This is a genomic window from Streptococcus sp. LYSM12, from assembly GCF_004569635.1.
In the GTDB taxonomy this organism is placed as follows: domain Bacteria; phylum Bacillota; class Bacilli; order Lactobacillales; family Streptococcaceae; genus Streptococcus.
The window spans coordinates 93,175-104,975 of record NZ_SPOZ01000001.1 but is presented as its reverse complement, the minus strand read 5'-3'; the positions used below and the strand labels follow the sequence as shown (position 1 = coordinate 104,975).

Sequence of the window (11,801 nt, the reverse complement as noted above, 5' to 3'; positions counted from 1 at the left end):
ATTATCGATTGTTAATGTTGATGAAGTATCGGCTACACTCCTCTCCTTTGAGCAAGCATGGCTGGAGCAACCTTATCTCTTTAATGGTGCAGACATGTACAACAATCTAGTAGCCTTTGTCATAAACCCAACGAAATTTCTTAGAAACATCTGTTCAACCACTTGGCGTAGCTAGCTGACTCGCCAGTCATTTCATTTGTGACAAACCGACTTGCTTAACGATTGGTTACATTTCCAGTTTGAACCAAGATTTCTAAGCCAGATTGTCCTGTCACAACAGCTCAATAATATTTATTTCAATTTATGGCAAACGATTTGTAACCTCAACACTTGTAAAGTTGCCTTTTCTAATCTCCTTTTTCAAATAATCTTTTTTCTTTTTTCACTATGACTCTCTCATAGTTTTCAATCTTGTAGTCCAGTCGGCTGATAGCAGACAATAATTCATCGGCTTTTTTCTGCAATTTTTCACGCTCATCAACTAAAATCGCACGACGTTTTTCAAGATGTTGCTCCTCTCCGTCCTGACATAAATGAATGTAGTTCATTAAGCTCTCAACCGATACTCCAGCACTCCTAAAACAACGGACAAATTCTAAGGCTGCCAAGTCTTGCTCACTAAAATCACGGATACCTGCGCTATTACGCTGAATCGGCGGAATCAAACCAATCCGTTCATAATAGCGAATCGTATCGCTCGACAAGCCTAAGAGTTCACTAGCTTTCTTAATGTTCATCATTAGAATCACCTCTTTTCCTTACTTAAGATATATCCTTATGTTCCCTCTAAAGGAAACCACACCTTTGGAACCTGCTAAAACTAGAACATCTGCAAGATACCAAGCCCATAAAAAACTCAAGCTAACATCCGTTCTACCTTTGGTTTAGAGGGCGGCCCTATCCTCCGCTTCACAGAGCTCCTCAATGCAGTGATTGATAGCATGATACCGTCGAAAATTATTAAACGAAGTGAGAAAAACCGAACTCCCTTTTCCAGCTGTCACGTTCTGTCCTCCTCCCTATCCCAAATCTTTTACAATTCCAGTCATGCTGACTTTAGTAGAATAATAAGAATAGAGTTCAGTCTATGTTATAGTCATTTAGTTTATATTTTTATTACTTCAATTACTTCGTTCACTCGTCTTGCTGTACTCCAGTACTACCTGCGACTCATTGCCTAGTACTAAAAATAAACGAAAGAAGAAAAACTCCAAAATATACATTTCAGAGTTTTTTTATTTTTCCATACTAGCAGTAAGGACTGCTACTTCTCTCAGTCCAAGTAATTGGTAGCAAGCATAGTGGGCCTACTTCTTGAGTGCTTATCTAATAGGTTCATTAAAAAACAAGATTTTGGGTTGGACGCACCAAGCCACGTTCATGAAGCGTTTCAGCGATTTGAACAGAATTCCAAGCGGCACCTTTTAAGAGATTGTCGGATACGACCCACATATGAATTCCCTTTTCTACATCCAAATCTTTACGGATACGGCCAACAAAGGTTTCTCGTTTCCCCACCGCATTGATAGCTTGTGGATAAATTTGGTTCGCTACATCGTCTTCTAAAACTGCACCTGGAAAGGCGGCTATAGCTGCCTTGACTTCGTCAATCGGTGCTACCTCTTTCGTTTCAATATAAACGGACTCTGAATGGGCTGACAAAACTGGAATACGGACACAGGTCGCAGAAACAGCGATACTTTCGTCCTCCATGATTTTCTTGGTTTCCTTGGTCATTTTCATTTCTTCATAGGTATAGTCATTGTCTGTAAAGACATCAATTTGCGGCAGGGCATTAAAACCAATTGGATAATGCTTTTTATCGCCACCAGACGGCAGGATATTAGCTGTTACATCTTTTGGTGCTACACCGTCATTTAATACTGCGCGCAGTTGCGCTTGTGTTTCCAAAATCGCTCCCATACCTGCTCCAGAAACGGCCTGATAAGTGGATACAATAACCCGGTCTAAGCCCCATTTTTGACGGATTGGCTCTAAGGCTACCATCATCTGAATGGTTGAGCAGTTTGGACAGGCAATGATCCCCTTGTGGGTATCTAGCGCATGCGCATTAACCTCGGGTACGACAAGCGGTACATCAGGATTTTGGCGGAAATAAGATGTATTATCAACCACCACAGCTCCAGCCTTAACTGCATGAGGTGCATACTTAGCAGAAGTTGAACCACCTGCTGAGAAAAGTGCAATATCGACACCTCCAAAGGCATCTTCTGTTGTTTCTTCAATCGTCACATCTTGCCCTCTGAATTGCAAAACCTTACCTGCTGAACGACCTGAAGCCAAATAACGTACTTTATCAATCGGTAAAGTGGATTCTTCCAACATCTGAATCATTTGCGCTCCAACGGCACCAGTTGCGCCAACAACAGCTACTGTATATCCCATAATCTACCTCTTTTTCAAATTGTCTAAAAATTTTTATATGTTTGTTATTATACACTTTTTTCCAATAAATGAAAAGAAGATGATTGAAAAAAAGCTAAACATCATAGCAAAAAAGGAGTCTTTCGATACTCCACACTCCTTTATTTTTAGGTTCAACTGCCTATCCCTACATCATTTTTTAGATGCTATAATCTTTTGGTTCTCTTTTAGTACTAGACATCGAGTTGTAGGCCGTATTAGAGTACAACAAAACGAGTGAACGAAGTAATAAAAAATAAACTAAATGACTATAAATAGGTATCAAACTGTTCAATTTTATAAAACAAGAGAGGCTGGGTACCGTTGTCCCAACCTCTTATAAGGGCACTTTCGTGTGATAAGCAGGTTCACACAACTTATCAAGATCCGCTCCTGCGTATTGACCTCCCTAGCGTGAAAGTGGCTACTGCCACATTCGGCTCATCGCATAAGACCATTATAGCATATTTTCCCAACAATGCAAGGCAGAACTGAAGTTCGGTACCATGAGCTAAGCTGATTGATGATGAAGCAAGGCCTGACTGTCATACAGATTAACAAGCCTCAATTCTCCCTAACATCAAGATAGGAAACGTCATAAATGGTATTTGAAAAGATAGGTCTGTCAGCTATACCAGACTTGATAAAAGGAGCACTAGCATATGAAAGAGGCAGACTCTTTACAAAGTGGTCTCATTTTTCCAACAACTCCCTGTCATAAATCGTGTACTCACAGCGATAGATAATAAGGCGCTTGCCATCAATGAGAAGTTCTGAAGTCTTTGGCGCATCAGATGCGTACAAGGATACCTTATTTCCCGCATAGGTTGCAAGCGGTGTACCATTTTGCGAACGGATTAAAATCACTTTTGCCTTTCCTGTAAAGTCATTTTTAAATTTAGATACCATGCGATTGAGGAGCGGAACTGCAGCTTGTTGATCGTCTGCAATTGTATTTTTCTGATATTTCAAGAAAATATCTTCTAGTCCGTCTTCTACTGCAATCAAAGATGAGCCCACATGATCAATTTCATATTTCCCCAAAGTGATTTTCAAGACAGCACTATCTCCTCTAGAATTGCCCTCGCTATCTACCGAGTCAAAGTCTTCATTACGAGAAATGGACAGAGATTTTCCAGACATCTGATCAATCAGCTGGGAATTTTCATCATAGGTGCGCACGGTCATGTCAAGTCCAATCCATTCTGCTTTAGTATTCTTCCACCAATTTTGAAGCGACTGACAACCTGCTAAAACACCAAGTGATAGGGCAAACACAAGAGCTGTTTGTACTAATTTCTTTTTCATTCTTTTTCTTCCTCTCTGTTTTTTGAAAAAATGAATATCGCTAACATAAGTCATTCGATTACGAGTCCTAAGTAGATAATGATTGATAAAGATAATAGGTTGCAAAGATGACTATGTTATAATCATTATCTCGCAAATCTCAATCAAATTCAAGTTGTTTTTTCACACGACAGGCACACCTAGAGCCATTAGAGCATCATCTACATTCCAGTTATTGGATGTTCACCAAACGACCATTAACTGCAGAAAATGTACTATAGTCATTTCGTTTATCTTTTATTACTTCGTTACCTCGTCTTGCTGTACTCCAGTACAGCCTGCAGCTCCTTTCCTAGTACTAAAAGTAAACGAAACGTCTATAGTACCTTTATCTGTGAAAGCTATCGTAGTATAACTGCTTCACTTACGATCATGCTACATAATCTTTTATCTGCAACATTCTTTTTGATTAGGATACAAAAAACTGGAGAACCCTCCAGTTTAAGTCGCCTATGCCTATAAAAAGCAAAACCCGATCCCAACAAATAGCACGTTCTTTCGTCGTTAGCTCATCTTGCTAAACTTCTGTTCTAGCTACGCTATCCTTATCTCCTAGCTTTCAACATTAAAAATTATGAAAGCTTATCAGATGTTGATGTCTAAAGAGTAGGGCAAGAAGACTACAGTGACAAAAAGTGTAGTAAGATACGTTACCAAAATCAGAATAGGACTGTTGAGTAGCATTAAAATAGTCCAATCGCCATACCATCTCCTGCCACATCCATATTGAGGGCTGCTGGCGACTTAGGCAATCCTGGCATGGTCATGACATCACCTGTAAGGGCTACGATGAATCCTGCACCTAGTTTTGGAACAAATTCACGCACAGTAATTTCAAAGTTTTTAGGGGCACCCAGGACTGTTGGGTCATCTGAAAAACTGTATTGTGTTTTGGCCATACAGACGGGGAGCTTATCCCATCCATGCTTGGTAAATTCTGCCAGCTGGGTACGGGCTTTCTTTTCAAAGACTACACCTGTCCCACCGTAAATCTCAGTCACAATCTTGGTGACTTTTGTTTCTAAACGATCATTTTCCTGATAAAGACTCTCATAACGGGCTGGACTTGTCGCAATGGTTTGGACAAGGGTTTCTGCTAAGTCTATCCCACCTTCAGCACCGTTTGCCCAGACGCTTGCAAGCTCTACAGGTACACCGATTTCTGCACAGAGTTCCTTTAATGCCTTGATTTCTGCTGGTGTATCTGTCACAAATTCGTTAATGGAAACGACTACCGGAATACCATATTTTTTTATATTTTCAATATGACGTTTGAGGTTTGCAAATCCTACTTGGACTGCTTCAACATTTTCTTCAGAAAGGTTATCTTTGGCTACACCACCATGCATTTTAAGGGCACGAAGAGTTGCAACAATCACGACGGCATCAGGTGCTTTTGGTAGGTTGGGTGTTTTAATGTCAAGAAATTTCTCAGCACCAAGATCCGCACCAAATCCTGCTTCTGTCACTACATAATCTGCCAAACGAAGCGCTGTAGAAGTTGCTAAAACAGAATTACAACCATGAGCAATGTTGGCAAAAGGACCACCGTGGACAAAGGCAGGAGTACCATAAATAGTCTGGACAAGATTGGGTTTGAGTGCTTCTTTCAAAAGCAGGGTCAAAGCGCCTTCTACTGCTAACTCTCTAACATAGACTGGACTACGATCAAAACGATAACCAATCACGATATTCGCCAAGCGTTCCTTCAAATCGTTTAAATCCGTTGCTAGGCACAAAATGGCCATAATTTCAGAAGCAACTGTAATATCAAAACCGTCCTCACGCGGAATACCATTTAAAGGACCACCCAAGCCAACCGTCACCTTGCGCAGAGCACGATCATTCAAATCCACTACGCGCTTCCAGATAATGCGACGTTGGTCAATACCCAAGCTATTTCCTTGATGAATATGGTTATCAATCAAAGCAGAAAGAGCATTATTGGCTGTTGTAATAGCATGCATATCGCCCGTAAAATGTAAATTGATATCTTCCATAGGCAAAACTTGAGCATATCCCCCACCAGCAGCTCCTCCCTTAATCCCCATGACAGGACCAAGCGACGGCTCACGAAGGGCAATCATGGTCTTCTTACCAATCTTAGACAAGGCATCTGCTAAACCAATGGTTACAGTTGATTTGCCCTCCCCAGCAGGTGTAGGATTGATAGCTGTTACCAAAATCAGCTTCCCAAGGGCATCCTCTTTGACCGCTTCAATCTTGTCAAAGGACAATTTGGCCTTGTATTTTCCATATAACTCCAAATCATCGTAGCAAAGACCTACTTTTTCAACCACATCAACAATCGGCTGTAACACTACATTTTGAGCAATTTCAATATCTGTTTTCATAGCAACTCCCATTTCCTTTATTAAAAACAGTATATCAAAAACTTCATGAAAACGCACATTTTTAGAAAATATTATTTTGAATATACGGATTTTACTGTTTTTTGAATCGGATCTATCAAACATTATCCACCTAATTTGAAGGAAGAATAATGGATGAAATGGGTGGTAGACTATGCCGCTTTTTTGGAAAAAGGCTGTCGTATAAAGATAGAGTCTAACAGTGCTCACATCTTCTGCGAATAGCCGAAACATCCCCAATAAACGAACACACAGTTTCTGAATTGCATCTCAACACTCTACTAAGAAAGTAGAGAGAACACCTATCCTGCTTCCCCATGAAAAGGCCTTTTACATACTATCTGATTTATAAACAAACGTTCGGAAATTCCAATCCTACGCTTTTGCCGTACACTCTTAACGCTTTACCTAAAAGAGATTTTCTAGTACAATATAAGCATGAAAATATTGATTACATCTGGCGGAACTAGTGAGGCGATTGACCGTGTCCGCTCCATTACCAACCATGCTACAGGTAACTTGGGAAAAATCATCGCTGAAAGATGTTTAGAAGCCCAGCTTGACGTAACATTGGTGACCACTAGGACGGCTGTTAAACCGCAGGCTCAGAATGGTTTGACTATTGTTGAAATCAACGATGTTGCAAGTCTCATTCATACCTTAAAAGAACTTGTCCCAATGCATGATGTTATCATTCATAGTATGGCAGTTTCTGATTACAGTCCTGTTTATATGACAGGACTAGAGCAAGTAAAGGCTACACAAAATATCGAAAGCATGCTTACTGAGACCAACGTTGAAGGAAAAATTTCCTCAAACGATGAATACCAAGTACTCTTTCTCAAAAAGACCCCCAAGGTTATCTCTTTCATCAAGCAATGGAACCCAGCTATTCAGCTGATTGGCTTCAAACTCTTGGTCAATGTATCAAAAGAAGAGCTCTTTCAGGTTGCACGCGCAAGTCTTGTCAAAAATCAGGCCGACTATATCTTGGCTAATGACTTAGCGGAGATTACCCAAACGCAGCACAGCGCCTATCTGCTAGATAAAGAAAAGGTCTACCCCGTTCAAACAAAAGAAGAAATTGCTAACATTATTCTCGAAAAAGTATTAGAAAAAAGGAGATAGTATGGCTCGTATCACCCTAGCTGTTACAGGCTCTATATCCGCTTATAAAGCAGCTGATTTGACCAGTCAACTCGGAAAACTTGGTCACTCCGTAACAGTCCTAATGACGACTGCAGCTACCCACTTCATCACTCCCCTGACCTTTCAATCCCTCTCAAAAAATCTGGTCCATACAGACGTGATGACAGAAGAAAATCCAACTTCCATCAAACATATTGATCTCGCCAAGCAGACAGACTTATTTCTAGTCGCTCCTGCCTCTGCCCAGACCATTGCCAAGCTCGCACACGGATTCGCTGATAACATTGTGACAGCCGTTGCCCTTGCTCTGCCAGCTACGATACCAAAACTGATTGCTCCAGCCATGAATACGAATATGTACCTCAATCCCGCTACCCAGCAAAACCTAGAACAACTGCAAAACTATGGTTTTCAGGTGATTCCTCCACGTGAGGCCCTACTAGCCTGCGGTGATATTGGCATTGGTGCCCTAACCGACATTCATCTTATTTTAGAGAAAGTGAGTAAAACTCTTCATGAAACAAACTAAATCAACCAGAATTGCCACCCTGGCTATCTTTTTTGCAGTGATGATTGTGATTGACATTCTCAGCTCTGTTATCTTCAATCTCTTACCCGTTCCAATCAAGCCAACAATTGTCCATATCCCTGTTATCGTAGCCTCAATCCTTTACGGCCCCAAAATTGGTGCTACTCTGGGAGGGATGATGGGAATATTGAGTGTCGTTCATAATACAATCATCTTCTTACCGACTAGCTACCTCTTCTCTCCATTCGTCCAAAACGGACAATGGTACTCTCTCATCGTTGCTATTGTACCACGAATTTTGATTGGAATAACCCCTTACATCATCTATCGCTTACTACAAACGCGGGGGGGACTTTTGGTCGCTGGTGCTGTTGGTTCAATGACGAATACTATCTTTGTTCTTGGAAGTATCTTTTTCCTCTTTTCCGGGGTCTACAATGGAGATATTCGAACCATGCTGATGGGGATTATCGGGACAAATTCCATTGCCGAAATGGTGATTGTAGCCTTTCTAACAACTGCTATTGTACCCACCTTGCAACAAGCAAAAAAATAATCAGAAAATCACGTGAAAGCGTGCTTTTTCTTTTCAAAAATGATATAATGAAAGCGTTTAAGAGAATATTTTTTTAAAGGAGAACTACAATGACTTACCAAGAACAGTATCAAACTTGGCTCAACTATGCAGAGCTCCCTGCTTATTTACAGGAAGACTTGCGCAACATGGATGAAAAAGATAAAGAAGATGCCTTTTATACATCTCTTGAGTTTGGAACAGCTGGTATGCGTGGATTGATTGGTGCAGGAACCAATCGCATCAACATTTATGTGGTCCGCCAAGCAACTGAAGGATTGGCACGCCTCATTGAATCAAAAGGCCAAGAGGCCATAGATAGAGGTGTGGCCATCTCTTACGATTCACGCCACTTCTCACAAGAGTTTGCCTTTGATGCCGCACGGGTATTGGCTGCTCATGGAATCAAAGCCTACGTCTTTGAAGAATTACGTCCAACACCAGAGTTGTCCTTTGCTGTTCGTCATCTTCACACCATTGCTGGAATTATGATTACTGCTAGTCATAATCCTGCTCCTTACAATGGCTACAAAGTCTACGGTGAAGATGGTGGTCAAATGCCTCCAGCGGATGCTGATTCTCTTACAGACTATATTCGTGGGATTACTGATCCATTTGCCATTTCTGTCGCTGATTTAGAAGCATCCCAACAAAGTGGTCTCATTGAAGTAATCGGTGAAGCAGTTGATAAGGAATACCTCAAAGAAATCAAAGACGTTAATATCAATCAAGAACTCATCGCTAAATATGGTCGTGATATGAAAATCGTCTTTACACCGCTTCATGGTACTGGTGAAATGTTAGCTCGCCGTGCTCTTTCCCAAGCTGGTTTTGAGTCTGTCCAAGTTGTAGAAAGTCAAGCGAATCCAGATCCAAATTTCTCAACGGTGGCATCACCAAACCCAGAAAGTCAATCAGCTTTTGCCCTTGCTGAAGCATTAGGTCGCCAAGTGGATGCCGATGTATTGGTTGCAACAGATCCAGATGCTGATCGTCTCGGAGTGGAAATTCGCCAAGCAGACGGTAGCTACCGCAACCTTTCTGGTAACCAAATCGGAGCTCTCATCGCTAAGTATATCTTGGAAGCTCACAAACAAGCAGGTACCTTACCAGCCAATGCAGCCCTTGCTAAATCAATCGTATCGACTGAACTTGTGACCAAGATTGCAGAAAGCTACGGCGCTACTATGTTTAACGTCTTGACTGGTTTCAAATTTATCGCAGAAAAAATTCAAGAATTTGAAGAAATACACAACCATACTTACATGTTCGGCTTTGAAGAAAGTTTCGGCTATCTCATCAAGCCATTCGTTCGTGACAAAGATGCCATCCAAGCTGTCCTTATCGTTGCAGAAATTGCTGCCTATTACCGCTCTAAAGGGTTGACCTTGGCTGATGGTATCGATCAAATTTTCACAGAATATGGCTACTACGCAGAAAAAACAATTTCTGTCACCCTATCAGGTGTTGATGGAAAAGCAGAAATCAAGAAAATCATGGATAAATTCCGTAGCAATGCTCCAACACAATTCAACCAAACAGAGATTGCCTTGCTAGAAGATTTTCAAGAACAAACAGCCACAGATAGAGAAGGTCAGGTTGCTGTCTTGACTACTCCACCAAGCAATGTCTTAAAATATACCTTGACAGACGATTCTTGGTTTGCCGTCCGTCCATCCGGAACTGAACCAAAAATCAAATTCTACATCGCAACAGTCGGCAAAGACATGGAGGATGCAGAAAATAAAATCGTTGCTATCGAAGCAGAAATTAACGCATTTGTAAAAGAAGCATAATGTCTGTTTTTCGGACTCTTTGTAAAAGACTTAACCCTTGGCTATTTCCAAAGATGATTGGTGAATATCAATCAGGTTAAACCTTTCTTACGTCCTAAAAACCCATTTTATAGCTTACTATCTATAGTAAGATTGGCGGAAAGCCAAAGTTAGAAAGCTGGGCAAAAACTCCCAGCTTTCTAACTTTATGAACCGAATAATGTTGACGCAGTGGTTGCTTGCTTTATAGTCATTTCGTTTATCCTTTGTTACTTCGTTCACTCGCTTTGCCGTACTTTAGTACAGCCTGCAGCTCCTTGCCTAGTATAGTCATTTCGTTTATCTTTTATTACTTCGTTAACTCGCTTTGCCGTACTCTAGTACAGCCTGCAGCTCGTTGCCTAATACTAAAAGTAAACTAAAAGACTATACTAAAAACTAAATGACTATCTCATTCATCTTCCAAGTGTACCCCCAGAAACCATGTATGGTTCTAACTGGTGATTACCACACTATTTTATGGACAAGGTAAGCACTTGCATCATCAATTCCCCATTCCCAATCATTAAAAGGTAGCTACTTGGTGTCTTGACTAAGTATTACAAATCATAAAGCGTCATATTTCTAGAGAGCCAATAGCAATCTTTCATCAGCTTATGCACATCTTTTAAGCTAAATGATTTTCTTCGCGTAAACTATAGTAGCTTGATTGCCCAACAATTAAATGATCTAACAGTATAAGTCCTAGAATATCACAGGACTTTTTTAATGTTTCCGTAAAGAGGATATCATTGCGACTGGGCTGGACAAATCCCGAGGGATGATTATGCACAATAATGAGGGAGGTCGCCATATATTTCACCGCATAATGTAAAATTTCCCTTGGCTCCGCAATACTACGGTTAACGCTACCGATAAAAATCGTGCGTTGGCTAATAATCTTATTCTGAGTGTCCAGATAGATTGCTACCAAATGCTCCTGCTTTTTAGAACCAAATTCTTGAATCATTCTTCTAGCTAATAGCTCACTACCAACAATCTGTTCCTCGACAATCAACTCAGACTGATTGATTCTCCTTCCTAGCTCAATCATAGCCTTAATTTCAATAGCTTTGACTTGCCCAATACCTGCTAACTCCTGTAATTCCGCTATTGATAGATCCTTTAACATGGCAAGGTTGTCAATCCTCGCCAATAAATTATTAGAAACAATGGATACCGGTTGATTTTTAGTACCCGTACGGATAAAGATTGCCAACAATTCCTGGTTGCTGAGGCGCTCAGCACCTACCTCTAGCAATCTTTCCCGTGGCAATAAGCGTTCCTCGTTAAATGCAACTTTATACATGGTGCCTATTCCTCCTTCCCCTATTTATTCGTAAAACAATTTATTCAGTACCAACTCATTTTCTATTGTTTAGAGTATTTTCCAGTGATGTACCTAGTTGCATTGTTTTACAGAATTAGCAAGAGGAAATAAATGGGTACATTCACTAGATTCTGAGATACGATATATCAACTATCTCAGGATAAGTCTAGACTATGATAGGTGCTTTACTAGTAATGGTTTCAACATTTTTATAAGTCCCATTTAGCTACATTCTTTATACCCGTCACTCCATCTCCTTTTA

The 11,801-nt window shown here is 40.6% G+C and carries 9 protein-coding genes; 4 read left to right on the top strand and 5 right to left on the bottom strand.

Annotation, left to right across the window (positions count from 1 at the left end):
• Positions 1-347: 347 nt before the first annotated feature.
• The 4 genes from nmlR to E4T79_RS00410 form a co-directional block, all read right to left on the bottom strand.
• Positions 348-737: a stress response transcriptional regulator NmlR gene (gene nmlR / locus E4T79_RS00425; RefSeq protein ID WP_135026825.1), complete on the bottom strand. Its 390-nt coding sequence runs from the start codon at positions 735-737 to the stop codon at positions 348-350.
• A 601-nt stretch (positions 738-1,338) separates the two neighbouring features.
• Positions 1,339-2,406 (bottom strand): aspartate-semialdehyde dehydrogenase, encoded by a 1,068-nt coding sequence (locus tag E4T79_RS00420; RefSeq protein WP_135026768.1) that lies wholly within the window; start codon positions 2,404-2,406, stop codon positions 1,339-1,341.
• A gap of 711 nt (positions 2,407-3,117) precedes the next feature.
• Complete coding sequence (locus tag E4T79_RS00415; RefSeq protein WP_135026767.1) at positions 3,118-3,732, bottom strand: DUF5052 family protein; 615 nt, start codon at positions 3,730-3,732, stop codon at positions 3,118-3,120.
• A 722-nt stretch (positions 3,733-4,454) separates the two neighbouring features.
• Complete coding sequence (locus E4T79_RS00410) at positions 4,455-6,125, bottom strand: formate--tetrahydrofolate ligase (protein WP_135026766.1); 1,671 nt, start codon at positions 6,123-6,125, stop codon at positions 4,455-4,457.
• Positions 6,126-6,581: 456 nt separating this feature from the next.
• Here E4T79_RS00410 and E4T79_RS00405 point away from each other — a divergent pair, with 456 nt between their 5' ends.
• The 4 genes from E4T79_RS00405 (at position 6,582) to E4T79_RS00390 (ending at position 10,191) form a co-directional block, all read left to right on the top strand.
• On the top strand, positions 6,582-7,271 hold the full coding sequence (locus tag E4T79_RS00405; protein WP_135026765.1) for a phosphopantothenate--cysteine ligase: 690 nt from the start codon (positions 6,582-6,584) through the stop codon (positions 7,269-7,271).
• Between the two features lies 1 nt (position 7,272).
• Positions 7,273-7,821: a phosphopantothenoylcysteine decarboxylase gene (gene coaC, locus E4T79_RS00400; protein WP_135026764.1), complete on the top strand. Its 549-nt coding sequence runs from the start codon at positions 7,273-7,275 to the stop codon at positions 7,819-7,821.
• On the top strand, positions 7,808-8,377 hold the full coding sequence (locus tag E4T79_RS00395) for an ECF transporter S component (RefSeq protein WP_135026763.1): 570 nt from the start codon (positions 7,808-7,810) through the stop codon (positions 8,375-8,377). The genes coaC and E4T79_RS00395 overlap by 14 nt, the downstream gene beginning before the upstream one ends.
• A gap of 89 nt (positions 8,378-8,466) precedes the next feature.
• Positions 8,467-10,191, top strand: coding sequence for a phospho-sugar mutase (locus E4T79_RS00390; protein WP_135026762.1), 1,725 nt, complete (start codon positions 8,467-8,469; stop codon positions 10,189-10,191).
• Positions 10,192-10,837: 646 nt separating this feature from the next.
• Here E4T79_RS00390 and radC read toward each other — a convergent pair.
• A complete protein-coding gene (gene radC / locus E4T79_RS00380; RefSeq protein ID WP_135026760.1) occupies positions 10,838-11,518 on the bottom strand; it encodes a DNA repair protein RadC in 681 nt (226 codons plus the stop codon).
• Positions 11,519-11,801: the final 283 nt, after the last annotated feature.